General features: G+C 71.0%; 16 protein-coding genes. 12 read left to right on the top strand and 4 right to left on the bottom strand.

The genetic code is table 11. From position 1 onward, the window contains the following. Positions 1-334 precede the first annotated feature (334 nt). A complete protein-coding gene (locus ABZV42_RS24675; protein ID WP_355986356.1) occupies positions 335-1,780 on the top strand; it encodes an aldehyde dehydrogenase family protein in 1,446 nt (481 codons plus the stop codon). A gap of 85 nt (positions 1,781-1,865) precedes the next feature. Here the strand turns inward: ABZV42_RS24675 and ABZV42_RS24670 are convergent, their stop codons facing one another. Next, positions 1,866-3,146, bottom strand: a complete 1,281-nt coding sequence (locus ABZV42_RS24670) for a helix-turn-helix domain-containing protein (protein WP_356053599.1) — start codon at positions 3,144-3,146, stop codon at positions 1,866-1,868. A gap of 255 nt (positions 3,147-3,401) precedes the next feature. Beyond that, complete coding sequence (locus ABZV42_RS24665; RefSeq protein ID WP_356053598.1) at positions 3,402-6,341, bottom strand: glycoside hydrolase family 3 C-terminal domain-containing protein; 2,940 nt, start codon at positions 6,339-6,341, stop codon at positions 3,402-3,404. A gap of 365 nt (positions 6,342-6,706) precedes the next feature. Between ABZV42_RS24665 and ABZV42_RS24660 the strand changes: the two genes are divergently transcribed. From ABZV42_RS24660 to ABZV42_RS24635, 6 genes are all read left to right on the top strand, one after another. Further along, entirely contained in the window at positions 6,707-8,386 is a 1,680-nt protein-coding gene (locus tag ABZV42_RS24660; protein ID WP_355986362.1) for an extracellular solute-binding protein, read from the top strand. 26 nt (positions 8,387-8,412) lie between these two features. Then, positions 8,413-9,465: an ABC transporter permease subunit gene (locus tag ABZV42_RS24655; RefSeq protein WP_355986364.1), complete on the top strand. Its 1,053-nt coding sequence runs from the start codon at positions 8,413-8,415 to the stop codon at positions 9,463-9,465. Then, positions 9,462-10,397: a carbohydrate ABC transporter permease gene (locus tag ABZV42_RS24650; RefSeq protein ID WP_356053597.1), complete on the top strand. Its 936-nt coding sequence runs from the start codon at positions 9,462-9,464 to the stop codon at positions 10,395-10,397. Before ABZV42_RS24655 ends, ABZV42_RS24650 begins: the two co-directional genes overlap by 4 nt. Positions 10,398-10,517: 120 nt before the next feature. Beyond that, positions 10,518-12,521: a beta-galactosidase gene (locus tag ABZV42_RS24645; RefSeq protein ID WP_356053596.1), complete on the top strand. Its 2,004-nt coding sequence runs from the start codon at positions 10,518-10,520 to the stop codon at positions 12,519-12,521. Then, positions 12,518-14,842: a glycoside hydrolase N-terminal domain-containing protein gene (locus tag ABZV42_RS24640; RefSeq protein WP_356053594.1), complete on the top strand. Its 2,325-nt coding sequence runs from the start codon at positions 12,518-12,520 to the stop codon at positions 14,840-14,842. The genes ABZV42_RS24645 and ABZV42_RS24640 overlap by 4 nt, the downstream gene beginning before the upstream one ends. A 37-nt stretch (positions 14,843-14,879) precedes the next feature. Continuing rightward, positions 14,880-15,596, top strand: coding sequence for a hypothetical protein (locus ABZV42_RS24635; RefSeq protein WP_356053593.1), 717 nt, complete (start codon positions 14,880-14,882; stop codon positions 15,594-15,596). A 58-nt stretch (positions 15,597-15,654) separates the two neighbouring features. Here the strand turns inward: ABZV42_RS24635 and ABZV42_RS24630 are convergent, their stop codons facing one another. Further along, entirely contained in the window at positions 15,655-17,697 is a 2,043-nt protein-coding gene (locus tag ABZV42_RS24630; protein ID WP_356053592.1) for a glycoside hydrolase family 31 protein, read from the bottom strand. Between the two features lie 172 nt (positions 17,698-17,869). Further along, positions 17,870-18,883, bottom strand: a complete 1,014-nt coding sequence (locus tag ABZV42_RS24625) for a LacI family DNA-binding transcriptional regulator (RefSeq protein WP_355986379.1) — start codon at positions 18,881-18,883, stop codon at positions 17,870-17,872. 301 nt (positions 18,884-19,184) lie between these two features. Here ABZV42_RS24625 and ABZV42_RS24620 point away from each other — a divergent pair, with 301 nt between their 5' ends. The 5 genes from ABZV42_RS24620 to ABZV42_RS24600 all read left to right on the top strand — a co-directional run bounded on the left by ABZV42_RS24620 (position 19,185) and on the right by ABZV42_RS24600 (position 26,781). Continuing rightward, a complete protein-coding gene (locus tag ABZV42_RS24620) occupies positions 19,185-21,116 on the top strand; it encodes an acyl-CoA dehydrogenase family protein (RefSeq protein ID WP_356053591.1) in 1,932 nt (643 codons plus the stop codon). Between the two features lie 574 nt (positions 21,117-21,690). Continuing rightward, a complete protein-coding gene (gene dxr / locus ABZV42_RS24615; RefSeq protein ID WP_355989112.1) occupies positions 21,691-22,947 on the top strand; it encodes a 1-deoxy-D-xylulose-5-phosphate reductoisomerase in 1,257 nt (418 codons plus the stop codon). After that, the gene (locus ABZV42_RS24610; protein WP_355989110.1) at positions 22,944-24,248 is read left to right on the top strand and encodes a site-2 protease family protein; all 1,305 of its coding nucleotides are present in this window, start codon (positions 22,944-22,946) and stop codon (positions 24,246-24,248) included. Before dxr ends, ABZV42_RS24610 begins: the two co-directional genes overlap by 4 nt. A gap of 169 nt (positions 24,249-24,417) precedes the next feature. Then, positions 24,418-25,575, top strand: a complete 1,158-nt coding sequence (gene ispG, locus ABZV42_RS24605) for a flavodoxin-dependent (E)-4-hydroxy-3-methylbut-2-enyl-diphosphate synthase (protein ID WP_355989107.1) — start codon at positions 24,418-24,420, stop codon at positions 25,573-25,575. 444 nt (positions 25,576-26,019) lie between these two features. Continuing rightward, positions 26,020-26,781, top strand: coding sequence for an SDR family oxidoreductase (locus ABZV42_RS24600; RefSeq protein ID WP_355989105.1), 762 nt, complete (start codon positions 26,020-26,022; stop codon positions 26,779-26,781). Positions 26,782-26,792: the final 11 nt, after the last annotated feature.

Here is a 26,792-nt window from a genome sequence, read left to right as displayed (position 1 = left end):
GGGGCGGCCGGGAAGTGACGTACACCGGTGCTTACCGGGGGCGGTGGGGGAGTGGCCGTGCGCCGGCGCTGACGACTTGCCCGGGGGATCTCTGGTGACATCGGTGCGGACCGGTTCGGCGACGGGGGCTCGCCCGGGGCGCCCGGCGGGCCGGTCCTGGTCGGCCTGCCGGCGGGATCCCGGCGATCAGTCCAAACTGGCGTACCCGGCCCCCCGACTGTTACGCGTCGGACAAACGACCCGTGGTTGTCCCGGCCCTACCGTGGACGGGAAAGCGCAGTACCAGCAGGAACACCCCCATCGTCACCCCATACGGAAGGGCCGGGACTCGCAGATGACTTCCACTCACGCCTTCTGGCTCGCCGGCCGCCAGGCCACCGGCGAGACCACCTTCGACGTCACCTCGCCGTGGGACGGCCGGGTCGTCGGTCAGGTCAGCGTGCCCACCGACGCCCAGGTCGAGGAGGCCGTGGCCGCCGCGTACGCCGTGCGCGACGAGTTCGCCGCCACCCCGGCCCACGTACGCGCCGCCGCCCTCGACCACGTCTCGCGCCGCCTGGCCGAGCGCACCGAGGAGATCGCGCAGCTCATCTCCGCCGAGAACGGCAAGCCGATCAAGTGGGCCCGGGGCGAGGTCGGCCGCGCGGTGTCCGTGTTCCGGTTCGCCGCGGAGGAGGCCCGCCGCTTCAACGGCGGCGAGGCGCAGCGCCTCGACACCGACCAGGGCGGTCAGGGCCGGCTCGCCCTCACGCGCCGCTTCCCCAAGGGTGTCGTCCTCGGTATCGCGCCCTTCAACTTCCCGCTGAACCTGTGCGCCCACAAGGTCGCCCCGGCCATCGCCGCCGGTGCCCCGATCATCCTGAAGCCGGCGCCCGCGACCCCGCTGTCCGGCCTGATCCTCGGTGACCTGCTGGCCGAGACCGACCTCCCGGCCGGTTCGTGGAGCATCCTGCCGGTCGCGAACGAGAAGATGCCCGCCCTGGTCCAGGACGAGCGCCTCCCCGTCATCTCCTTCACCGGTTCCGAGACGGTCGGTTACGCGATCATGGACTCGGTGCCGCGCAAGCACTGCACCCTGGAGCTGGGCGGCAACGGCGCGGCCGTGGTCCTCGCCGACTTCGCGAGCGACGCGGACCTCGACTGGGCCGCGACCCGGATCGCGACCTTCTCCAACTACCAGGGCGGCCAGTCCTGCATCTCGGTGCAGCGCGTGATCGTGGACGCAGCGGTGTACGAGCGGCTGCTGCCGCGTATCGTCGCCGCCGTCGAGGCCCAGGTCACCGGCGACCCGTCCGACGACACCACGGACGTCGGCCCGCTGGTCAGCCAGGCCGCCGCCGAACGCGTCGAGTCGTGGGTGGACGAGGCCGTCGCGGCCGGCGCCACTCTCCTCACCGGCGGCAAGCGCGAAGGCGCCTCCTACGCCCCGACCGTCCTCGCCGACGTTCCGGCCGATGTCACGATCTCCTGCGAGGAGGTCTTCGGACCGGTCCTGACCGTGCAGAGGGTGGACGGCGAGGCCGCCGCCTTCGAGGCCGCCAACAACTCCAAGTACGGCCTCCAGACCGGCGTGTTCACGCACGACCTCCAGACCGCGTTCCGCGCGCACCGCGCCCTGGAGGTGGGCGGCGTCGTGATCGGCGACGTCCCGTCCTACCGCGCCGACCAGATGCCGTACGGCGGTGCGAAGCAGTCCGGCGTCGGCCGTGAGGGCGTCAAGTTCGCGATGGACGACTACACCTACGAGCGCGTGCTCGTCCTGACGGGTCTCGCCCTCTGACCGAGGCCTGACCGAGGCCGACGGCCGGAGCCCACTCTGTGCGGGGGCTCCGGCCGTCGGCGTCTTCGGTGCGGGAAAAGGGAGTTCAGGGCTGGACGGAGCCCTCGGGGGAGCACTCGATCGCGTGGTACTTCGGGATCCGGCCGCAGATCGTCACCGTCCGGGGCGGTGCGTCGGAGTCGACGGCGAGCAGGCCGGTGTAGGTGTCGCGGTCCACGCGGATCGTGGCCGACAGTTCCTCGCCGTACTTGTCCTTGATGGTGACCGTGTCACCCACCGCGCCGCTCTCGACGCGGCCCCAGACCGCCCCGCAGGCGGCGCTGTAGCGCAGCTCGATGTGCATGCCGCGCAGCCAGGTCTCGCGGGCCGTCGTGGCGTCCCACTGGCAGTCCATGGCCTGGGGGTCGCGGCGCAGGCAGGTGTCCTTGGAGCAGCCGGGACTCGGGGTCTGTGGGGAAGGGGCCGCCGTACCGGGGGACGAGCCGTCGCCGAACGGTCCGGCGCCGAGGGCGAACACGGTGGCGAGACTGCCCAGCAACGCACCGGCGGCGACCAGCCCGGTCATACGGGCGCCGGGCTTCCAGTCCCGCATGGCGGCCCGCCCCACCGCGACGGGCGGTATGGGCACGGGTGTTACCAGCACGGGCGGTACTGGGACGAGCTGTTCCGGGACCGGCGGCGCAGCGACGGGTTGATCCGTGCCGGGCTGAACCGCCAAGTGCTGAACGGCCACGGGTTGCACGAAGGCGGTTTGTACGGAGGCGTGTTGTGCCGCCTCTGCCGCTTGCGTCGCGGCCGGTTGCGCGGTCGTCGCCTGCGGGGCCGTGGTCGACGGGCCACCCTGGCTCGACACTTCGCCCGCTGTGCCCGCACCGGCCCCGGCAGTCACCCCTGCCCCGGCCGTCGCCCCGGAGCCGACTGTCATTCCGCGCCCGGCCGTAACTTCGGCCCCGACCGTCGCCCCGGACCCGCCCGCGGCCCGGACCTCTGCCACGGCTCCGGACCCCGCTCCGGCCGCAGGCCCGCCCGCGGCCCCGCCCCCGACCGGTGAACCGGCCCCGACCCCGACCTGCGAACCCGCCCCGGCTTTCGCCCCCGTCGAGTCCGCCGACTCCAGAACCCCCTCCAGCAGTCCGAGCAGGAATTCCGCGTCCGCCTCCATGACGGCGGCGAACTCCTCCAGGGCCACCGCGGTGGGCAGTTGCTTGCCGTTGAGGAAGCGTTCCCATGACGAGCGGCTGTAGTGCGTCTTGCCCGCGAGGCGTCCGAAACTGAGTCCGGACTTCTCCTTCAGCCGGCGCAGCTCGGCCGCGAGCGCTTCTCTGCCCGACGGCTCGCCACCGCCGACCCCCTGACTGCTGGTCACTCTGATCCCCCGTCACACATGGCTCTCGCCCTTTGCGTAGAACGGGCCGATTATCGCTCATGTGTACGGCAGGGCAGTCGGGGCCGATCATCTCGGCGAACGGTCGCACGGCCCGGGTCGGTGGGGTCCCGGCCGTCGGGACGTGACCGAAAACGGCATGTCTAGTGACAATCGTTTTCAGCAAACGTCGACGGTGAAGGGGCCCGGCACCGATGCCTTCCGGTGCCGGACCCCTGTGCCGGCTCCTCCGGACCCTCAACCGGAGAAGCCGACGTGCGCGAGCCGCACGGGCCCGCGCAGTCTGAGGCGGACGTCGCGCACACCGTCGGCGGTGAACGCGGCGGTGAGAGTGCGATGGTCGTAGGGTCCGCCCGCCCCGCTCACCGTGAGTACGGCGGCGGGCGCGGTGCCCGGTGACTCCTCGGCGGTCGGCGTTGTGCCCGAGAATTCTTCGGCGGCCGGCCCGCCGCCCGGCGCCACCGGGTGGGTCGAGGGACCGCCCACCGGCGAGATCTCGACGACGCCCTCGCCCGCCACCTCGACGGTGACTTCGGTGACACCCGCTCCGAAGTCGCACTCCCGGTAGAGGAGTTCGCCCGCGTTGCCGTCCGCCGGAGTCACCGCGTCGCCCGCCGTCTTCGAACGGTCGACGATCGCGATGCCGTGCTGCTCGTCGAAGTCGGCCGCGTTCAGGCCGCGTTCACGGACCGGCCTGAACGTCCCCGGCTCACCTTCGAGTTCGACGGTCGCGCCGAGCCGGATGTCCTCGCAGGACGCGCCGACCAGTAGCTCGTACGCGCCGGGTTCGAGGCGTCGCCGCCCCTGGGTCACGTCCCAGAACTCCAGCGCGGTGAGCGGCAGTTCAAAGGTGACGGTGGTCGGCGTGTCCGGGGTGAGCCGGATCCGGCGGTGCGCCGCCAGTTCACGGCGCGGGCGGGGCACGGAGGGGGCGACCGCCCGGGTGTAGAGCTGGACCACTTCGTCGGCGGCCGTGGTCGCGGTGTTCGTCACGGTGCAGGAGACGGACAGCGCGTCAGGCCCTCTGCGGACTCGCAGGTCCGAGTAGGTGAACGAGGCGTAGGACAGGCCGTGCCCGAAGGGGAACAGCGGGGTCCCCTCGAAGTAGAGGTAGGTCTGCCGGCCGCCGATCACGTCGTAGTCGAGCGGATCCGGCAGGTCGTCGTCCCCGGCGTACCAGGTCTGCGGAAGGCGGCCGGCGGGGGAGACGTCCCCGGCGAGGACGCCGGCCAGCGCGGTGCCCGCGGCCTGCCCGCCGTGCGCGGTCCACAGCATCGCGGGCAGGCCGGCGTGGTCGACCGCGTACGGGTAGGCGGAGACCAGCGCCAGCACGGTGGCCGGGTTCGCCGCGCGGGCGGCGTCCAGCAGCCGCTCCTGATGCGCGGGCAGCCGCAGCGTCGTACGGTCCTCGGTCTCGCGGCCGTTGATGTGCGGGTCGTTGCCCGCGACGACGAGAACCACGTCGGCCGCGGCGGCGGCGCGCGCCACCGCGTCCTCGCCGCGTTCGGTGAACCGCGGCTCGAAGATCTCGGCGTCCCGGGCGTCCGGCCCGACCCTCACGCCGTCGGCGGAGACACGGACGTACCCGCCCGTCCCCAGGTGCTTCAGAAGGTGTCCGCCGCCATGGGCCGGGGAGGGTTCCAGCCGGAAGGTCTCCTGGACGACCCAGCCACCCGGCCGGTCCGCCGACGCGCGGACGAAGCCGTCGTCGGCGACCGACAGCCAGCGGCCGTCGGGGGCGCGCAGGGTGAGGACGCCCTCGCCCCAGTCGATCAGCGCCAGTTCGGTGCCGACGTCGTCGGCGGTCAGCGGGGGCAGGTCCGTGCGGCCCGGGATCAGCGCCGGATCGAGAGCGCCCTCGGCGTCCCGCCCGCCCTTCGGCGCGTCCGTTGCCGCGGGCACCGCGAGATACCGGCCGGACGAGGTCCTCAGGCGTACGCGGTCCACGCCCTCGGCGAAGTCCACCCGGTCGGCGCCGAAGCGCTCGTACAGCCCCTCCAGCGGTGTCCACCGGTGGATGAGCGTGCCGCTGTACCAGTCGAGCTTGCACTCGTCGGCGAGCAGACCGACGACGGCGATCCTGACACCGGGGCGCAGCGGCAGCAGACCGTCGTTCTTGAGCAGGACGATCGCCTGCTCGGCGGCCTCGCGGGCGAGCGCGCGGTGGGCGGGCGTGTCGAACTCCCCGGTGCGGGCGTACGGGCCGAGGTCCGGGTCGAACTCGCCCAGCCGGAAGCGCACGGCGAGCTGGCGGCGGACCGCGGTGTCGACGTCGGCCTCGGTCAGCAGGCCTCGCTCCAGGGCGCCCCGGACGCGCGCGGTGATCCGTGAGGCGTCCGTGCCGTGGTCGGTGAAGCTGTCGACACCGGCGAGGAGCGCGGCGGCGGTCGCCTCCTCGTGGGTGTCGAAGTAGTGCTCGGAGTCGACAAGGTTGGAGGGCGCGCCCGCGTCCGAGCAGACCAGCAGCTCTTGGTCGGTCCAGGTCCGCAGATGCTCGCGCAGATACGGCGAGACGTGGTTGGGGCGGCCGTTGACCAGGTTGTACGCGGGCATCACCCCGGCGACGGCGCCCGCCGTCACGGTGTCGCGGAAGGCGCGCAGATCGTACTCGTGCAGCACGCGCGGCCGGACGGAGGAGGACGAAGTGTCCCTGGCGGTCTCGTTGTTGTGCGCGAGCCAGTGCTTGAGGACCGGCGCCGTACGCCAGTGGACCGGGTGGTCGCCGCGCAGTCCTCGGGTGTACGCGGTGGCGATGGCGGAGGTGAGCGCCGGGTCCTCGGAGTAGCCCTCCTCGTTGCGGCCCCACAGCGGGTGGCGCAGCAGATTGACCGTGGGGGACCAGACGTTGAGGCCCACGCGTTCGTCGCGGGCGCGCATCGCGCGGACCTCCGACGACACGGCCCGGCCGATCCGGCGCACGAGTTCCCCGTTCCAGGTCGCGCCGAGTCCGACGGCCTGGGGGAACACCGTCGCCGGCCCCATCCAGGCGACCCCGTGCAGTGCCTCCTGGCCGGTGCGGAAGGCGGGGATCCCGAGCCGCTCGACGGCAGGCACGAACTGGTGGAGGAACGCGATCCGTTCGTCCAGGGTGAGGCGCGTCAGCAGGTCGTCGACGCGCTTGGCGAACGGCAGGCGCGCATCGCGGAAGGGCGGCATGGGGGGCGTCTCTGCGGTCACGTGGGGATCCCTTTGCGGTGGGGCACCAAAGGTCTTTCGAAGCGCTTCGATGCTCGATCGACCAAGGGGTGGGTGTCAAGAGACCCGCACCCGCCACCTCTGTTTCCCGCCAGTCACCTCAAGTGCCGCACGGAGACGTCCTGTTGTTCCGTACCTCCGAGGAATCTTGGGAACGACCCTTGTGCACCCCCAGGCGTTCACTTAACCTCGCAGCAACATCGAAGCGCTTCGATTGCCGGGCTCCCCTTTTCCACAGGGCACAGTCCTCCGAGGACCGCTTCCGCTCGGGCAGATCCACTGGAGACACCGCAGCCGACGGCCCCAACCGCCGGGTGTCCTGCTGTGCGCCACGAAGGGTTGACGCAATGACGCCGAACTCCGCCACCTCCGCCCCCAGCCGGAGAAGCTTCCTCGCCTCCACGGCGGTCGCAGCGGCCGCCGTGGCCGGCGGAACGCCCCTGCTCGCCGCCTGCGGCGGCGGACAGGCCGGCAGCAAGGACGGCACGACCTCGGGGAAGGACGCCCAGAAGCTCCTTCCGGCCTTCGTGGCGTCGGGTGTCGTCACGCCCGACCTTCCGTCGAAGAACGGATCGGCGGCCGGGTTCACCCGCGCCATCGACCTGAACGCGCTGAAGACGTCCGTCCCGAAGAAGCTCGGCGGCGGCAGCGACCTGAAGGTCATGTCGCCGTTCTGGGGCAGCCCGCCGGCCGGTGACAACGCGTACTACACGGCCATGAACGAGGCCATCGGCATCAAGGCGACCTGGCAGAACCAGGACGGCAACACCTATGACGAGAAGCTGGGCGCGGTCCTCGCCTCCAGCGACATCCCCGACGTGGTGGTCGTCCCCGGCTGGAACCTGAACGGCAAGATACCGAGCGCGATCAACGCGAAGTTCGCCGACCTCGGCCCGTATCTGTCGGGCGACAAGGTCAAGGACTACCCCAACCTCGCGGCCGTACCGACCGACGCCTGGCAGCGGTCCATCTTCGGCGGCCGGCTGCGCGCGATCCCGATGCCGGCCTCGTACGTCACGAACATCGCGCCCTTCTACCGCAAGGACATCTTCGCCACGAAGGGCTACACGCTGCCCAAGTCGCCCGAAGAGTTCCTGTCCTGGGCGAAGGAGGCCACCGACGCCAAGGCGAAGGTGTGGGCCTGCGACGACCTCAAGTGGACGGCCTTCAACATCTACGGCGTTCTCAACGGCAGCGACAAGGCCCTGTGGTGGGACCTGAGGGACGGCAAACTCGTCAACCGGATCGAGACCGGCGAATACCTCGAAGCCCTGGAGTGGACCCGCAAGCTGTACGCGGCGGGAGTCGTCCACCCCGACGCCAAGGCCGTCAAGGGCGACGCGTCCAACCGCTTCACCGCGGGCCAGTCCCTCGTCTTCAACGGCGACCTGTCCTACTGGTACGGCTCGACGGCCGAACAGCGCACCCAGAAGACGGACTTCGAGATGGGCGCGTTCGATATCTTCGGCCCCGACGGCGGCGACCCCACGCTCTGGGCGACCCAGCCCGCCGGCATCTTCACCTTCGTCAGCAAGAACGCGTCCAAGCGGCAGATCAAGGACTTCCTCGCGCTCGCCGACTTCTGCGCGGCGCCGTACGGCACGAAGGAGTACATGCTCACGGTGTACGGCGTCGAGGGAACCGACTACACCGTCAAGAGCGGCCTGCCCACCAAGACCACCAAGGGCACCAACGAGGTCAACGGCGCCTACGACTACACCGGCGACCCGGCCGCCTACCTCGCCCACCCCGATCTGCCGGACATCGCGAGGCTCCAGGTCGAGTGGCAGCAGCGCATGGGCGCCTTCACCAAGAAGTCCTCCTTCTACGGCCTGACGATCACCGAGCCCAGCAGGTGGACCAACCTCGCCAACGACTTCGAGCAGCTGGAGGACGACATCGTCCGCGGCCGCAAGAAGATCGCCGACATGCAGCAGGCCGTCGCGGACTGGAAGCGGAAGGGCGGCGACGACCTGCGGGCCTGGTACAAGAAGCTGCTCGACGACAACGGCTCCGCGGCCAAGTGACCCAGGGCTGAGGCAAGGAGAAGACCGTGTCCCACAGCACGGTGCCTCGGAGCAGGGCCGGGGCCGGGGCGAGCGCCAGGACGCAGGACGGGAGCCCGCCGGACGGCGGAACAGGACGACGGACCGCCGGGAGAGCCGGCGGGGGTGCGGGAAGACTGGGCCTCCGGCTGCGGCTGCGACGCGACCGCACCCTCATCCTGATGACCCTGCCCGCCATCGCGCTGCTGCTCGTCTTCAACTACATACCGGTGCTCGGTAATGTCGTGGCCTTCCAGGACTACGACCCGTATCTCAGCGACAACGGCTTCGTCGCCATGTTCGAGAGCCCCTGGACAGGTCTGGAGAACTTCCAGCGGATCTTCGCGGACTCCGAGTTCTGGCACGCGGTGCAGAACACCTTCGTCTTGTTCTTCCTCCAGCTGGTGCTCTACTTCCCGATCCCGGTCGCCCTCGCGCTGCTCATCAACAGCGTGGTCAGGCCCCGGGTCCGGGCGCTGGCCCAGGCGGTCATGTACCTCCCGCACTTCTTCTCCTGGGTCCTCGTCGTGACCGTCTTCCAGCAGATCTTCGGCGGGGCGGGCGTCATCGCCCAGACCCTGCGCCGCCACGGTCATCAGGGGATCGACCTGATGACCGACCCGGGGATCTTCAAGTTCCTGGTGACGGCCGAGGGCGTCTGGAAGGACGCGGGCTGGGGCATCATCGTCTTCCTCGCGGCCCTGTCGTCCGTGTCGCCCGACCTGTACGAGGCCGCCGCCATGGACGGGGCCGGACGATGGCGGCGGATGTGGCACATCACCCTGCCCGCCCTGCGCCCGGTGATCGCCCTGCTCCTGGTGCTGCGGGTCGGCGACGCGCTCACCGTCGGCTTCGAGCAACTCCTGCTCCAGCGCGACTCGGTGGGCCCCGGCGCCTCCGAGGTCCTGGACACCTACGTGTGGTGGAACGGCATCCGCAACCAGGACTTCGGCTATGCCGCGGCAGCCGGACTGATCAAGGGAGTGGTCGGCCTGGGGCTCGTCCTGACCGCCAACAAGGTCGCCCATCTCATGGGCGAGCAGGGGGTGTACGAGAAATGACCGCCGTGACCTGCGAACCGGTCGGGAAACCCGGCCGCTGGACGGCGCCGCCCCGGCCGTCCTGGGAGGAGGAGCCGTCGAAGGCCGGCCTCGCGGGCAAGGGGCTCATCCTCACCCTGGCGGCCTTCGCGATCCTCTTCCCGCTCTGGATCGTCGTCGTCACCAGTCTCCAGTCGAAGAAGACCATCGACGCGGCCGGCGGACTGGTCGTCGTCCCCAGAGGCGTCACGTTCGTCGCCTACCGGGAACTCCTCACCGGCGGCCAGGTGCAGCGCGCCGCGCTCGTCAGCCTCGGCGTGACCCTGACCGGCGCCCTGTTCAGCATGACGGTCTCGGTCCTGTGCGCCTACGGCCTCTCGCGCGTCGGATCGCTCGGCCACCGCTGGTTCCTGATGCTGCTGCTCGCCACGATGTTCTTCGGCGCCGGACTCATCCCCACGTACCTGCTGGTACAGGCGCTCGGCCTCACCGACAGCTATCTCGCGCTGATCCTTCCCAGCGCGGTGAGCGTCTTCAACATCCTCGTGCTGCGGGCGTTCTTCATGGGCATCTCACCCGAACTGATCGACAGCGCCCGTATCGACGGCGCGGGCGACTGGCGCATCCTGTGGCAGATCGTGATGCCGCTCTCCCGGGCGGTCCTCGCGGTCATCTCCCTGTTCTACGCGGTCGGTTACTGGAGTGCCTGGTTCAACGCCTCCATCTACCTGACCGAACAGGACATGATGCCGTTGCAGAACGTCATGATCCAGCTCGTGCAGAAGCAGGAGCGTCCCGTCGGACTCGCCACCCAGATCAACACCGGCCAACTGTCCCCGCTCGCCGTCCAGATGGCGGTCATGGTGATGGCGCTGCTGCCGGTGGCGGTCCTCTCGCCCTTCGTCCAGCGGCACTTCAAGAAGGGCATGCTCACCGGCGCCGTCAAGGGCTGACCGGGCCCGTCCTCCGCCCCGAGGTACTCCCGCGCCGCCCCCGCACTCGTCGCGGCCGACCTGCTCCTGACCGGCGGCCGGCCGCGGCGTACCACTCCCTCACCCCGATCGAGGTGGCTCATGCGCACGCCCCGCGGAACCGCTCCGGAGCCCGGCCGGCCCGGCCTGAGGGACGCCACCCGCGGCCGCATCCTGTTCGGCGGCGACTACAACCCCGAGCAGTGGCCGGAGGAGACCTGGCACGAGGACGTACGCCTCATGAAGGAGGCCGGCGTCAACTCCGTCACCCTCGGGGTCTTCTCGTGGGCCATGCTCGAACCGCGCCCCGGAGCAAGGGAGTTCGGCCGGCTGGACCGGTTGATGGACCTGATGCACGAGCACGGCATCGGCGTCGTGCTCGCCACCCCCACCTCCTCGCCGCCGCCCTGGATGGGCCGGCTGCACCCCGAGACCCTGCCCCGGGACGAGGAGGGCCGGACCGAATGGTGGGGCTCCCGGCAGCACTTCTCGCACTCCAGTACCGTCTACCGCCGCTGCGCCGCCGCCATCACCGAGGACCTCGCCGCCCGCTACGCGAACCACCCCGCCCTCACCATGTGGCACATCAACAACGAGTACTGCACCTTCGACTACGGCGACGAGGCGGCCGCGGCCTTCCGGCGCTGGCTCCGGGACAGGTACGAAACCCTGGACGCGCTCAACACGGCCTGGGGAACGGCCTTCTGGGGCCAGGGCTACGACGGCTGGCACGAGATCGTCCCACCACGTCACGCGCACTACCTGAAGAACCCCACACACGTCCTCGACTTCAAGCGCTTCACCTCCGACATGCTTCTGGAGTGCTACGTCGCGGAGCGGGACATCGTGCGCCGCCACAGCCCCGGTGTCCCGGTGACCAGCAACTTCATGCCGATGTGGGTCGGCCAGGACGCCTGGCGTTGGGCCGGGGAGGAGGACGTCGTCTCGGTCGACCTCTACCCGGACCCGCGCGACCCCCTCGGCGCGCAGTACGGCGCCCTCGTCCAGGACATGACGCGCTCGCAGGCGGCGGGCGGCCCCTGGATGCTCATGGAGCAGGCGGCCGGAGCGGTCAACTGGCGCGGGGTGAACCACCCCAAGCCGCGCGGTCTGAACCGGCTGTGGTCGCTCCAGGCCGTGGCGCGCGGCGCCGACGCCGTCTGCTACTTCCAGTGGCGGCAGTCCCGGCAGGGCGCGGAGAAGTTCCACTCCGGGATGATCGGGCACGCGGGGGAGCGGGGCCGTGGCTTCCGGGAGATCAAGCGGATCGGCTCCGAACTCGCCCGCCTCGCAGCCCACGTGACGGACACCCGGGTCAGCGCCGACATCGCGATCCTGCACGACTGGAACTCCTGGTGGGCCGGAGCGCACGACGGCCGGCTGTCCGCGGAGAACGACTGCGCCGAGGTCGTACGGGCCTGGCACCGCGCCCTGTGGGAGGCACACCTCACCACCGCCTTCGCCCATCCCGAGCACGACCTCTCCGGGTACCGGATGGTCGTCGCTCCCCAGCTCTACCTGCTCACGGACACGGCGATCGAGAACCTCCTCGGCTACGCGCGAGCGGGCGGCACGCTCGTCTGCGGCTTCCTCACCGGCACGGCCGACGAGGACGACCGGGTGCGGCCCGGCGGCATGGACGAGCGGCTGCGCGAGCTGTTCGGCATCCGCACGCTGCACGAATGGTGGCCGCTCGACGCCGGGGAGAGCGCCGCGTGCGACGGCTTCTCGGGCACCGTCTGGTCCGAGGAGATCGAGCCGGGCCCGGCCGCGGCCGTCGAGGCGCGCTACCGCGGCGGCGAGCTGGACGGGATGCCCGCCGTACTCCGCAAGGGCACCGTCCGCTACCTGTCCACCCTCCCCGAACCGCCCGCCCTGCGCGCACTGCTGGCCGAGGCGGCGGACCGAGCGGGCGTCCGGCCGGTGCTCGACCGGCTGCCCGACGGTGTCGAGGCCGTCCGGCGCGGCGACCTGATCTTCCTGCTCAACCACGGCGACCCGGTGACCGTCGAGGTGCCGGGCAGCCACCGCGACCTGCTCGGCGGCGTGCCCGTGCTGGACTCCGTACGACTGGAGCGCCACGGAGCGGCGGTGCTCGCCCCATGACCGACGGGACTCGCACCGGCACCCACGCGGACCGCCCCGGGACGGAGGACGGGCGCCGCCCCGGGACGGGGGGCGGGCGTGGCTCCGGAACGGGGGGCGGGCGTGGCTCCGCCCTCGTCCACGGCACCTGGGAACCCCGGCCCGCCGCCCGCTGGGAGGACGCCTTCCTGAGCGGGAACGGCACACACGGCGCCATGGTGTTCGGTGATCCGAACGACGACCGGGTCATCGTCAACCATCACCGCCTGGTCCGCCCCAACGGCAGCGCGGCCGCCCGGCCGCTCGAACTCGCGGGCCGCCTCGCCGACCTTCAGGACCGGCTGCTGGCCGGAGACGTGAAGGCCGGCGAGGACTTCACCGACGGCCGGCCACTGCTGTGGGTGCAGCCCTTCCACCCGGCGTTCCAGGTACGGGTGCGCCGACCCGCCGAGGAATCGCGCGGCTACCGGCGCGACGCAGACTTCACCACCGGGGTGGTCCGCTCCGTGTGCGGGGACCGGCGCGGCGAGGTCTTCGTCTCGCGCGCCGACGACATGATCGCGCAGTACGTGACCGCACCAGGCCCCACGGCCGAGGTGACGCTGGACCACCGGCTTGCGGGGGCGCCCGCGGACCTGGCGGTGGAGAACGGAGCCGTCCACACCCCCGAGGGCGCCCTGCTGACCCTGCGCGCCCGCTATCCGGGCAGCGACCTGGCGTACACCGGGGTCACCCTCCTCGTCACGGACGGCGTCGTCCGTGACGCCCTTCCCGGCGTACGGGTCGAGGGCGCCCGCTCGCTGCTGCTGCTCACCCGGGTCAGCCGGCACCCGGGCGACCCGGACGTCCTCGCGGAAGTCCGCGCACTGCGGGAGCCGCTGCCCGACGCCGGTCACGGCGCCGAGGGCATCGAGTACGCCTACACACACCTTCTCGCCCGCCACACCGCCCTGCACCGGGCCGCCTATCTCCGCGTCACCCTCGACCTGCACGCCGACCCCGCCGAACGGGCGCTGTCCGGCTCGGAGTTGCTCGGGCGTCCGAAGTCTCCCGCCCTCCTGGAGCGGCTCTTCGCGGCCGGCCGCCACCACCTGCTGTCGGCGGCCGGGACGCTGCCGCCGCGGCTGACGGGCCTGTGGACCGGCGACTGGGACACCGCCTGGTCCGGGGCGTTCACCACGGACGCCAACCTCAATCTCCAGACGGCGTCGGCCGCCGCGGCCGCCCTCCCCGAGGTCACCGAGGCGCACGCGGCCCTGGTCCACGGCCAGTTGCCGCACTGGCGGGACAACGCCCGGGCCGTCTTCGGCACCCGCGGCGCGGTCGCCCCCGCCCACACCGACGGCGAGTCAGGACACGTTTACCACCTCAGCCGCGCGTACCCGCTGCATGTGTGGACCGCCGGCGCCGACTGGCTGCTCAAGCCCCTCGTGGACCACGACGAGACCCGCGGAGCGCGCGATCCACGCCTTGCCGCCGCGCTCGCCGAGACCGCCCGCTTCTACGAGGACTTCCTCACCAGGACCGACGAGGACGGCCGGCTGGTGATCGTGCCGTCCTACTCCCCGGAGAACCGCCCCGCGAACGCGAGCTGGGTCACCGTCAACGCCGCCATGGACCTCTCGGCGGCCCGGCACGCCCTGTGCACGGCCGCCGCCTACCATCCGGGCCCCGACGCCGAGCGCTGGCGGGCGCTCGCCGGCCGGCTGCCGCCGCACCGGGTCAACGCCGAGGGAGCACTGGCCGAGTGGGCCCGTCCCGGACTCCTCGACACCTACGACCACCGCCACCTCAGCCATCTCTACGGCGTCTGGCCGCTCGACGAGATCAACCCGTACGACACCCCCCGGCTCGCCGCCGCTGCCCATCGCGCCCTCGTACTGCGCGGCGCCGAGAACGACTCGGCGCACGGCCACCTCCATCACGCCCTGGTCGCCGCCCGGCTGCGGGACGCCGAGCGGGTGGCGAACGCCCTCGGCAACGTCCTGGCCGGGGACTTCTTCCACGTCTCCCTGATGAGCGGCCACTACCCGAGGCGGCACGTCTACAACGCCGACGCCGCCCACACCCTGCCCGCCGTGCTCATCGAGGCGCTGATCCAGTCCACACCGCGGCGGCTCGTCCTCCTCCCCGCGCTTCCCGCCGGCCTCCGGAGCGGCGAACTCCGGGGCATCCGCACGAGGTTCGGCGCCCATGTCGACCTCACCTGGACCCCGGAGGGAGCCACGGCCGTACTGCGGCCGGGCCGCACCTGCCGCGTCGAACTCGTGACTTCCTCCGGTGCGACACCGCTCTCCCTGAACGCCGGAGAAGACCGCGTCCTCACCCTGGGGCCGCGGTAGACCCCCGCACCTCCCCCCACCCATGGAAGGGACAACCATGGCACTTCGCACACTGAACAGGGTCACCAAGGCCCTCGTCGCCCCCGCACTCGCGCTCGGCGCGACCATCGGTCTCGCCTCCGCCCCCGCCCAGGCCGCCGTCTGGTCCTCCTGCGACCAGTGGGGCAGCACCACCCTGAACGGGTACACGCTCTACAACGACATCTGGGGCTCCGGCGCCGGCAGCCAGTGCGTCTGGGCCAACTCCGGCACCAACTGGGGAGTCTGGGCCGACCACCCGAACACCGGCGGCATCAAGTCCTACCCCAACTCCAAGAAGTACGTCGGCAGGACGATCGCGGGGCTGTCCTCCCTGACCAGCACCTACAACGTCACCGTCCCGTCCTCCGGCGCGTACAACACCTCGTACGACATCTGGGACACCGGCTACGCCTACGAGACCATGCTCTGGGTCAACTACAACGGAGCCGTCGGCGCGCTCGGCACCTCACAGGGCACGCTCACGCTGGGTGGCAACACCTGGACCGTCTACAAGGGCAACAACGGCGCGAACGACGTCTTCTCGTTCCTGCGCAGCTCCGACTCCACCTCCGGCACCATCGACATCCTCCCGATCCTGAAGTGGATCGCGAACACCAAGGGCTGGATGTCGAGTTCCAGGACCATCGGGGACGTGCAGTTCGGCTTCGAGATCACCTCGTCGGCGGGCGGCCTCGACTTCGTCACCAACAACCTGACGGTCAGCAGTAGCTGACCCGCGTGCGAGTGCGGCCGGTCCCTCGCGGGGAGCCGGCCGCACCTTCGGGAGTCTCCTAACCCGCCACCGGCAGCCGTGCCCCGTCCCGCAGGAACAGCGGGATCCGGTCCAGCGGCGCGTCCACCGTCACCGTCTCGCCCCCCTCGTACACCACCCCGGTCCACGCGTCCGTCCAGCGGGCGCCCGCCGGGAGATAGGCCGTACGGGCCGTCGCGCCCGCGGTGAGGACCGGCGCGACCAGCAGATCCGGGCCGAGGAGGTAGGCGTCGTCCACCGACCAGGCCGCCCGGTCACCGGGGAACTCCAGAAACAGCGGGCGCATCACCGGCAGCCCCTCCTCGTGGGCCTGCCGCATCACGTCCAGCAGATACGGCTTCAGGCGTTCGCGCAGCCGCAGGTACTTCTCCATGACGGCCCCGGCCTCCTCGCCGTACGACCAGACCTCGTTGGGACCGCCGGTCATGTCGGGGCCGAGCGGCAGACCCGGGTCGCGGAAGCCGTGCAGCCGCATCAGCGGCGACAGTGCGCCGAACTGGAACCAGCGGACCATGACCTCGCGGTACGCCGGGTCGTCCGGGTCACCGCCGTGGAAGCCGCCGATGTCGGTGTTCCACCAGGGGATGCCGGACAGCGCGGTGTTGAGACCCGCGGCGATCTGGCGGCGCAGGGTCGCGAAGTCCGTTCCGATGTCACCCGACCACAGGGCGGCCCCGTAGCGCTGACTGCCCGCCCAGGCCGAGCGGTTGAGGGAGACGATCTCGGTCTCCCCGGCGGCCAGCAGGCCCTCGTAGAAGGTGCGGGCGTTCTCGCGCGGGTAGAGGTTGCCCACTTCGAGTCCCGGGCCCGCGTGATAGCGCAGGTTCTCGGAGAAGCCCGGCTTCAGCTCCGGCTCGCAGGCGTCCAGCCAGAAGGCCGAGATGCCGTACGGGGCCAGGTAGTTGTCCTTGACCCGGGACCACAGGAAGTCGCGGGCCTCCGGGTTCGTGGCGTCGTAGAAGGCCACCTGGACCGTGGACGCGACCTCCTTGTCCGGCCAGTCGGCGTGCGCCGTCGGCCCGTACTCGGTGCCGATGAACCAGCCCCGCTGCTCCATCAGTTGGTGGTTCTCCGAGAGCGGCGAGACCGAGGGCCAGACCGACACGACCAGTTTGACGCCGAGGGCGGCGAGTTCGGTCTGCATGGCCGCCGGGTCGGGCCACTCGGCCGGGTCGAACCTCCAGTCCCCGAGGTGCGTCCAGTGGAAGAAGTCGCAGACGATGACCGACAGCGGAAGCCCCCGGCGTCTGTACTCCCGGGCCACGCCGAGGAGTTCGTCCTGGGTGCGGTAGCGCAGCTTGCACTGCCAGAACCCGGCCGCCCACTCGGGCAGCATCGGCGTCCGTCCGGTCGCCGCGCTGTAGCGGCGCTGGGCGTCGGCCGGGGTGCCCGCGGTGATCCAGTAGTCGATCTGACGGGCCGAGTCGGCGACCCAGCGGGTGCCGTTGCCCGCGAGTTCCACCCGGCCGATGGCGGGGTTGTTCCACAGGAGGGTGTAGCCGCGGCTGGAGGTGAGCACCGGAACGGTGACCTCGGCGTTGCGCTGGATCAGGTCCAGGACCGCGCCCTTCTGGTCGAACAGCCCGTGCTGGTGCTGCCCGAGGCCGTACAGACGCTCGCCTTCGTACGCGGCGAAGCGCTGCTCCAGCCGGTGGTGACCGTTTCCGGTGGGGGTGTACAGCCGTGAGCCCGGCCACCAGAAGTGGGCGCGCTCCTCGGCGAGGAGTTCACCGCCGTCCCCGGTGCGGGTGAACCGGATCAGTCCCTCGGCGCTCACCTCGACCGTCAGCGCCCCCACCGTCAACCGGCCCTCGCCGTGCCGGAGTTCCAGCGTGCTCGCGGTGTCCTCCGGCTCGTCGAGCAGTGCTCCGGGGAGGCCTTCGAGCAGGGGGCCGCCGAGCCGGGCGCGGACCCGGACCGCGTCGGGGCCCCACGGCTCGATCCGGAGGGTCTCGGTGCGGCCGCTCCACTCCAGTGCCCCGCCCCGTTCACGGAACGTGCCGACGGTCGGGGAAGACTGCGCGAGGCTGACCTGGGGCTGGATTTCGGCAGACTGATTCACGTGGATGCTCCTGAAGGAGTGCAGACATGAACGAATGCAGACAGCGGGGGAGTGCGCGGCCGGCGGGCAAGCGCGCGGGCCGGGGGAAGTACGCGCGGACAGCAGGGCCCGGCAGGGACGCGAGGTCCGCGAAGGGAGCCCCGGCCGGGGGCGCCCCCGAAGAGGCTGTGGCTCAGGGAGCGGCCGGGGCAGGTCCCGTGCTCGCCCGTGCGGTCAATACCGGGGCGATCAGTACGACCTCGTCCTCGCCGCGTCCTTCGAGCTTGGCGATCAGATGCTCGACGGCTCGGCGGCCCATGTCCTGCGCGGGAATGGCGACTGACGTCAGCCGCACCGAGGCCTGGGTGGCGACCTGGTCCGGACAGACGGCGATCACCGAGACGTCCTCGGGCACGGCACGGCCCTTCTGGCGCAGCAGCGCGAGCAGCGGTTCGACCGCCGACTCGTTCTGCACGACGAAGCCCGTGGTGCCCGGGCGCTCGTCGAGGATGCGGGCGAGCGTGAGGGCCATCGCGTCGTAGCCGCCCTCGAAGGGCCGGTGCAGCACCCGCAGCCCCAGCTCCCGCGAGCGGGCACGGAGTCCGTCGAGCGTGCGCTCGGCGAAACCGGTGTGGCGCTCGTAGACGGCGGGCGCCTCACCGATGACAGCGATGTCACGATGGCCGAGCAGTGCCAGATGCTCGGCGCACAGCGCGCCCGTCGCCCCGAAGTCGAGGTCGACGCAGGTCAGGCCCGCGGTGTCGGCGGGGAGGCCGATCAGCACGGACGGCTGGTCCGTCCCGCGCAGCAGTGGAAGCCGCTCGTCGTCGAGTTCGACGTCCATCAGGATCATCGCGTCGGCGAGCCCGCTGCCGGTGACCCGGCGCACCGCGTCGGGCCCCTCCTCCCCGGTGAGGAGCAGGACGTCGTAGCCGTGGGTCCGGGCGTTGGTGGCCACCGCGATGGCGATCTCCATCATCACGGGTACGTACATGTCGGTGCGCAGCGGAACCATCAGCGCGATGATGTTGGACCGGCTGCTCGCCAGGGCACGGGCGCCGGCGTTCGGGTGGTAGCCGAGCTCCTGGATGCTCCGCTCGACCCGCTGCCGGGTGCTCGCGGAGATGGACCGCTTGCCGCTGAGGACATAGCTCACCGTGCTCGCCGAGACTCCGGCGTGCTGGGCGACCTCGGCGAGGGTGACCATCCAGCTCTCCCAGCTTGTGAAGCGCTTCGACAGTGCGCGCGGTATCGATAGGGGCGAATGAGAGTGGCTCGACACTAGCCCCGTGGAGGAATCGTGTCCATAGGTGTCGAAGCGCTTCGACAGACGAATTCCCATGGAGCGGGTCTCCGGCACGGCTGCGACGGCCGGTTCACGGGGAGCGCATTGGGCCGAACGCTGCGCGAGGACTGGTGGGGTCATCCGGAATCGGGTAAATACGATCGAGTAGAACCGGTCGGTAACGGACTGTCCCAAGATCCCTATTCGCGGCGAGGTGAGCCTCATGTCCGCAACACCCCACCAGCCCACAGTCACAGAACGTGAGGCCCGACAGGTCGCCGAGGCCGCGCGTGAACAGGGCTGGCAGAAGCCCAGCTTCGCCAAGGAACTCTTCCTCGGCCGCTTCCGGCTCGACCTGATCCACCCCCACCCGCTCCCCGCGGACGAGGACACACAGCGCGGCGAGGAGTTCCTGGCCAAACTGCGCGACTTCTGCGAGACGAAGATCGACTCCGCCCGGATCGAGCGCGAGGCGCGGATCCCGGACGAGACCATCACCGGGCTCAAGGAACTCGGCGCCCTCGGCATGAAGATCGACACCAAGTACGGCGGCCTCGGCCTCACCCAGGTGTACTACAACAAGGCCCTCGCCCTGGTCGGCTCCGTGAACCCGGCGCTCGGCGCGCTGCTCTCCGCCCATCAGTCGATCGGCGTACCCCAGCCGCTGAAGCTCTTCGGCACCCAGGAGCAGCGGGACACCTTCCTCCCGCGCTGCGCCCGCACCGACATCTCCGCCTTCCTGCTCACCGAACCGGACGTCGGCTCCGACCCGGCACGGCTCGCCACGACCGCCGTACCGGACGGCGACGACTACATCCTCGACGGGGTGAAGCTCTGGACGACCAACGGTGTCGTCGCCGACCTCCTCGTCGTCATGGCACGCGTACCGAAGTCCGAGGCGGGCAAGGGCGGCATCACGGCCTTCGTGGTGGAGGCCTCCTCCGAGGGCGTCACCGTCGAGAACCGCAACGCGTTCATGGGCCTGCGCGGCCTGGAGAACGGCGTCACCCGCTTCCACCGGGTGCGGGTGCCGGCCGCCAACCGCATCGGACCCGAGGGGGCGGGCCTGAAGATCGCCCTCACCACCCTCAACACCGGGCGGCTCTCGCTGCCCGCCATGTGCGCCGGCGCGGGCAAATGGTGCCTGAAGATCGCCCGCGAGTGGACGTCGGTACGCGAGCAGTGGGGCAAGCCGGTCGCCCTCCACGAAGCCGTCGGCGCCAAGATCTCCTTCATCGCCGCCACCACCTTCGCGCTCGAAGCCGTTCTCGACCTGTCCTCGCAGATGGCCGACGAGAACCGCAACGACATCCGCATCGAAGCCGCCCTCGCCAAGCTCTACGGCTCCGAGATGGCCTGCCTGATGGCCGACGAACTCGTCCAGATCCGCGGTGGCCGCGGCTTCGAGACGGCCGCGTCGCTCGCGGCCCGCGGCGAACGCGCCGTCCCCGCCGAACAGGTCCTGCGCGACCTGCGCATCAACCGCATCTTCGAGGGCTCCACCGAGATCATGCACCTGCTGATCGCCCGGGAGGCCGTCGACGCCCACCTCTCGGTGGCCGGAGACCTCATCGACCCCGACAAGTCCCTCTCGGAGAAGGCGAAGGCCGGCGCGAACGCCGGTGTCTTCTACGCCAAGTGGCTGCCGAAACTCGTCGCGGGCGCCGGACAGCTCCCTCGCTCGTACAGCGAGTTCCACCACGACGTGGACCTCTCCACACACCTGCGCTACGTCGAACGCAGCGCCCGCAAGCTCGCCCGGTCCACCTTCTACGCGATGTCGCGCTGGCAGGGCCGCATGGAGACCAAACAGGGCTTCCTGGGCCGGATCGTCGACATCGGCGCCGAACTCTTCGCGATGAGCGCGGCCTGCGTACGGGCCGAACTCCTGCGCACCACGGGGGACCACGGACGCGAGGCCTACCAGCTCGCCGACGCCTTCTGCCGCCAGTCCCGCATCCGCGTCGAGGAACTCTTCGGACGCCTGTGGACCAACACCGACGACATCGACGGCAAGGTCGTCAAGGGCGTCCTGTCCGGCACCTACACCTGGCTGGAGGAAGGCGTCCTCGACCCGTCGGGCGACGGCCCCTGGATCGCCGACGCCACCCCCGGCGCCAGCACCCGGGAGAACCTCCACCGGCCCATCCGCTGACGGTTCACCCCGGTCACGCACACCCACCCGTCTCCCGGCCGCGCCGCTCACCGAGCCCGCAGCCGGGATCCGGCCGGAGGGGCCGTGCCGGTACACCACAAGCCCGTCACCCACGCCCGGACCGGGCGGCGGCTCACCCGTCGACCGATGTCCGCTCCAACGGTGACCGGCGGGTGTACCGGCACGGCCCCGACCACCCACCGGACAGAACCGCGAACGCCGGCGCGAGCGACCCCGCCGCCTCCGCCCAAACCCGCGTCCCGCCGCCGCAACCGCTGACCTGCGGATCAGTAGAGCGGACGGCCGCACCACGGCCACCGCACACCCGCAGTCGGGATCCGGCCGGAGGGGCCGTGCCGGTACATCGATGCCCGTCGCCACCGACGCTCACGCCTCACCCAACGGCGACGGGCTGATGCACCGGCACGGCCCCGCCCCCACCGCGGCCCGTACCGGATGCCCAGCGCTCACCGATGCCCCCCGGTACGGCCGGGCACCACCGGTCACGGTGGGAGACGACGGGAATGAGGGACGCCCTGTCCGCCGGCCGACGCGATGCGGCCACAATGGGGGGATGAGCGACAGTCCAGCCCCCCTCGCTGATCCGCATCTCGTCTTCGACCCCGTGAACGGAGTCCGGGATGTCGTGATCCTCGGATCCACCGGCTCGATCGGCACCCAGGCCATCGACCTCGTGCTGCGCAACCCCGACCGGTTCCGGGTCACCGCGCTGTCCGCCGCCGGCGGCAGGGTCGGCCTGCTCGCCGAGCAGGCCCACCGACTGCGGGTAGAGACGGTCGCCGTGGCGCGCGAGGACGCCGTCCCCGCGCTCAGGGAGGCCCTCGCGGCCCACTACGCACCCGGTGAGACCCTTCCCGAGATCCTCGCCGGACCGGACGCGGCCACCCAGGTCGCCGCGTCGCACTGTCACACCGTCCTGAACGGCATCACCGGTTCCATCGGCCTCGCGCCCACCCTCGCCGCGCTGGAGGCGGGCCGCACCCTCGCGCTCGCCAACAAGGAGTCGCTCATCGTCGGCGGCCCGCTGGTGAAGGAGCTGGCCGAGCCGGGCCAGATCATCCCGGTCGACTCCGAGCACGCGGCCCTCTTCCAGGCGCTGGCCTCGGGCACCCGCGCCGATGTGCGCAAGCTCGTCGTCACCGCCTCCGGGGGCCCGTTCCGCGGCCGTACGAAGGCCGACCTGGCGGACGTGAAACCGGCCGACGCCCTCGCGCACCCCACCTGGGCCATGGGGCCGGTCATCACGGTCAACTCCGCGACCCTGGTCAACAAGGGACTGGAAGTCATCGAGGCGCACCTCCTCTACGACATTCCCTTCGATCGGATTGAGGTGGTCGTGCACCCGCAGTCGTATGTCCACTCGATGGTGGAATTCACGGACGGCTCGACGATCGCCCAGGCGACGCCCCCCGACATGCGGGGGCCCATCGCCATCGGCATCGGCTGGCCCGAGCGCGTCCCGGACGCGGCGCCCGCCTTCGACTGGACGAAGGCGTCGAGCTGGGAGTTCTTCCCGCTCGACAACGACGCCTTCCCGTCCGTGGGACTCGCCCGGCACGTGGGGCAGCTCGCGGGCACGGCTCCGGCGGTGTTCAATGCCGCCAACGAGGAGTGCGTGGACGCGTTCCTGAACGGCACACTGCCGTTCAACGGGATCATGGAGACCGTCACCCGGGTCGTCGAGGAACACGGCACACCGCGTACGGGAACTTCCCTGACCCTCGCGGACGTCCTCGAAGCGGAGACCTGGGCGCGCGCCCGGGCCCGTGAACTGACGGCACAGACGACAACCGCGGAGGCTCGTGCATGACGACCCTGATGATGATCCTCGGCATAGTCGTCTTCGTGCTCGGGCTGCTGATCTCGATCGCGTGGCACGAGCTGGGACATCTGTCGACGGCCAAACTCTTCGGCATCCGGGTGCCGCAGTACATGGTGGGCTTCGGGCCGACCATCTGGTCGCGCAAGAAGGGCGACACCGAGTACGGCATCAAGGCCGTGCCGCTCGGCGGCTACATCCGCATGATCGGCATGTTCCCGCCCGGCCCGGACGGCCGGATCGAGGCCCGCTCGACCTCCCCGTTCCGGGGCATGATCGAGGACGCCAGGTCGGCCGCGTTCGAGGAACTGCAACCCGGCGACGAGACGCGCCTCTTCTACACGCGCAAGCCGTGGAAGCGCGTGATCGTGATGTTCGCCGGCCCGTTCATGAACCTGATCCTCGCCGTCGCGATCTTCCTCGGCGTGATGATGACGTTCGGCGTCCAGACCCAGACCACCACGGTCGGCAAGGTCTCGGACTGTGTCATCCAGCAGAGCGAGAACCGCACGAAGTGCGCGAAGAACGACCAGGCGGCGCCCGCCAAGGCCGCCGGGCTCAAGGGCGGCGACAAGATCGTCGCGTTCGACGGCAAGTCGGTCGGTGACTGGTCCGCCCTCCAGTCCGACATCCGCGCCAACCCCGGCAAGGACGTCACGATCACGGTCGACCGCAAGGGGCAGCAGGTCGACCTCAAGGCTCACCTGATCAAGAACCAGGTGAGCAAGACCGACGGCAGCGGCGGCTATGTCGAGGGCAAGTACGTGTACGCCGGATTCCTCGGCTTCACGCCCGCCTCCGGCATCGTCCAGCAGTCCTTCGGCGAGTCCGTGAACCGCATGGGCGACATGATGCAGAACGGCGTCGAGTCCCTGGTCTCGCTGCCCGGCAAGGTCCCCGACCTGTGGAACGCGGCCTTCGACAACGCCCCGCGCAAGGCCGACTCCCCGATGGGCGTGGTCGGCGCGGCCCGCATCGGCGGCGACGTCTTCACCCTGAACATCCCCGCGTCGCAGCAGGTCGCGATGATGCTCCTGCTCGTCGCCGGGTTCAACCTCTCCCTGTTCCTGTTCAACATGCTCCCGCTGCTCCCGCTCGACGGCGGGCACATCGCCGGGGCCCTGTGGGAGTCGCTGCGCCGCAACACGGCGAAGGTGCTCCGCCGCCCCGACCCGGGCCCGTTCGACGTGGCGAAGCTGATGCCGGTGGCTTACGTGGTGGCCGGAATCTTCGTCTGCTTCACCGTGCTCGTCCTGATCGCAGACGTCGTAAATCCCGTGAAAATCTCATAGTCATACTGCGTTGGTGGCGGCCGGGCACTCCAGGTGTCCGGCCGCCTTCCATCGGGTGGGTTTGAGTGCCGGGGCGTGATGTGCCCGGTGGTGCGCCCGTACCGTAATCTCGAAGCCCGGAGCCCAGGATTTCCGGGACCTTGATCCACAACTTGGGGTTGCACAGCAGATGACTGCGATTTCTCTCGGCATGCCGTCCGTTCCGACCAAGCTGGCCGAGCGCCGCAAGACCCGGCAGATCCAGGTCGGAACCGTCGCCGTGGGCGGAGACGCACCCGTCTCGGTGCAGTCGATGACGACCACGCGCACGTCGGACATCGGTGCGACGCTTCAGCAGATCGCCGAGCTGACCGCCTCCGGCTGCCAGATCGTGCGCGTCGCCTGCCCCACCCAGGACGACGCCGACGCGCTCGCCACGATCGCCAAGAAGTCCCAGATTCCCGTCATCGCGGACATCCACTTCCAGCCGAAGTACGTGTTCGCCGCGATCGAGGCCGGCTGTGCGGCTGTTCGCGTCAACCCCGGCAACATCAAGCAGTTCGACGACCAGGTCAAGGAGATCGCGCGGGCCGCCAAGGACACCGGCACCCCGATCCGGATCGGCGTCAACGCGGGCTCGCTCGACAAGCGCCTGCTCCAGAAGTACGGCAAGGCCACGCCCGAGGCGCTCGTCGAGTCCGCCCTGTGGGAGGCCTCCCTCTTCGAGGAGCACGACTTCCGGGACATCAAGATCTCGGTCAAGCACAACGACCCGGTGGTCATGGTCAACGCCTACCGCCAGCTCTCCGCCGCCTGCGACTACCCGCTGCACCTCGGCGTGACCGAGGCCGGCCCCGCCTTCCAGGGCACCATCAAGTCGGCCGTCGCGTTCGGCGCCCTGCTCTCCGAGGGCATCGGCGACACCATCCGCGTCTCCCTGTCCGCGCCGCCGGTCGAGGAGGTCAAGGTCGGCCTCCAGATCCTCCAGTCGCTGAACCTGCGCCAGCGCGGCCTGGAGATCGTCTCCTGCCCGTCCTGCGGCCGCGCCCAGGTCGACGTCTACAAGCTGGCCGAGGAAGTCACCGCCGGCCTCACCGGCATGGAGGTCCCGCTGCGCGTCGCCGTCATGGGCTGCGTCGTCAACGGTCCCGGCGAGGCCCGCGAGGCCGACCTCGGCGTCGCCTCCGGCAACGGCAAGGGCCAGATCTTCGTCAAGGGAGAGGTCATCAAGACCGTCCCCGAGTCGAAGATCGTGGAGACCCTCATCGAAGAGGCGATGAAGCTCGCCGAGCAGATGGAGGCCGAGGGAATCGCGTCCGGCGAGCCCTCCGTGTCCGTCGCCGGCTGACACTCCCACCCGTTCCGCACAACGCCCCCGGGCCCCGCACGCCCTCCCGAGACCCCCGCCTTCCGACCCCGGACCGGCGGACGTCCCAGGGAGAACGCGGGGCCCGGGGGCGTTCGCCGATCCGGCCCTCCAGACGCCGACGCTTCACCCGCCGGAGCCCTGCCGGGCCGGGCCGCCGCACCGCGCGCACCCCGGGACAGCCCCTGCGCATCGCGGGGACGCCGTCCTCGTCCCCGCCGCAGCCTGCGCCTCACGAGGCCGCCACACCCTGCGCACCGCCGGGCCGCCAGAGCCCTTCCGCGCCACCCGATCCAGCGTGCTCCGCGCCGGCTGCGGCTCCGCCGACAGGCGGTCGGCGGGTTCGGGCGCGACGATGGGCCGGGCGCCCGAACCACGCCGATAGGCCAGTACTCCCGGACGCCCGTACTCCCGAGGAGGCGCACCATGACCGCTGACCGAGAAGTGCGGGGAACGCCTCGCCTGCCGGGCATCGCCGACCAGACGGTCGTGGTGATCGGGGCGAGCGCGGGCATCGGACTGGAGACGGCCCGGCAGGTACGCGCCGGCGGCGGGCGCCTGGTGCTGGTCGGCCGAAATCCGGAACGCCTCCAGGAGGCGGCGCGCGAACTCCGGCCGGTCGCCACCGCGGCGTTCGACGCGTCGGACACCGGCCGCCTCGGGGAGTTCTTCGAGGAGCTGCCCGGCCCGGTCGACCATGTGCTGCTCACGGCGGGGAGCCCGGCCTACATGCCCTTGGACGGCATGGACGTGGCCGACGCGAGCCGGGCGTTCGCCGGGCGCCTGTCCATGGCACTCGGCGTCGCCCTCGGCAGCCGCGACAAGGTACGGCCCGGCGGCACGCTGATCTTCCTCGGCGGCACCGGCGGCCGCCGGCCCGGTGTCGGGATGGCCGTCGTGAGCGCCATGACCGCGGCCCTGCCCGCCCTCACCGCCAACCTGGCGCTCGAACTCGCACCGATCCGGGCGAACCTCATCGCTCCCGGATTCGTCGACACCCCCCTGTCCGCCTCGCTCCTCGGAGACCAGCTCGAAGCGCGGAAGGAGGAACTGCGCACGACGCTCCCCATCCGCCGGGTCGTGGTCCCCGAGGACGTCGCCGCGCTCGCCGTCCACATCATGGTCAACGAAGCACTCACCGGCGCCACCTTCGACGTGGACGGCGGCCAGCAGCTCGTCGCCCGCTGACCGCGTACGCC

The sequence above is a fragment of the Streptomyces sp. NPDC005281 genome, from assembly GCF_040607495.1.
Taxonomy (GTDB): Bacteria; Actinomycetota; Actinomycetes; order Streptomycetales; family Streptomycetaceae; genus Streptomyces.
Note: the sequence above shows the minus strand (reverse complement) of the source record. Positions and strands in the feature narration are given on the sequence as shown.

What these genes read in the sequence shown, in the direction of transcription:
- ABZV42_RS24600 (WP_355989105.1), top strand. Translation starts at nt 26,020, where the DNA reads ATGACCGCTGACCGAGAAGTGCGGGGAACGCCTCGCCTGCCGGGCATC.
- ABZV42_RS24640 (WP_356053594.1), top strand. Translation starts at nt 12,518, where the DNA reads ATGACCGACGGGACTCGCACCGGCACCCACGCGGACCGCCCCGGGACG.
- ABZV42_RS24645 (WP_356053596.1), top strand. Translation starts at nt 10,518, where the DNA reads ATGCGCACGCCCCGCGGAACCGCTCCGGAGCCCGGCCGGCCCGGCCTG.
- ABZV42_RS24660 (WP_355986362.1), top strand. Translation starts at nt 6,707, where the DNA reads ATGACGCCGAACTCCGCCACCTCCGCCCCCAGCCGGAGAAGCTTCCTC.
- ABZV42_RS24625 (WP_355986379.1), bottom strand. Translation starts at nt 18,883, where the DNA reads ATGGTCACCCTCGCCGAGGTCGCCCAGCACGCCGGAGTCTCGGCGAGC.
- ABZV42_RS24620 (WP_356053591.1), top strand. Translation starts at nt 19,185, where the DNA reads ATGTCCGCAACACCCCACCAGCCCACAGTCACAGAACGTGAGGCCCGA.
- ABZV42_RS24650 (WP_356053597.1), top strand. Translation starts at nt 9,462, where the DNA reads ATGACCGCCGTGACCTGCGAACCGGTCGGGAAACCCGGCCGCTGGACG.
- ispG (WP_355989107.1), top strand. Translation starts at nt 24,418, where the DNA reads ATGACTGCGATTTCTCTCGGCATGCCGTCCGTTCCGACCAAGCTGGCC.
- ABZV42_RS24610 (WP_355989110.1), top strand. Translation starts at nt 22,944, where the DNA reads ATGACGACCCTGATGATGATCCTCGGCATAGTCGTCTTCGTGCTCGGG.
- ABZV42_RS24635 (WP_356053593.1), top strand. Translation starts at nt 14,880, where the DNA reads ATGGCACTTCGCACACTGAACAGGGTCACCAAGGCCCTCGTCGCCCCC.
- dxr (WP_355989112.1), top strand. Translation starts at nt 21,691, where the DNA reads ATGAGCGACAGTCCAGCCCCCCTCGCTGATCCGCATCTCGTCTTCGAC.
- ABZV42_RS24675 (WP_355986356.1), top strand. Translation starts at nt 335, where the DNA reads ATGACTTCCACTCACGCCTTCTGGCTCGCCGGCCGCCAGGCCACCGGC.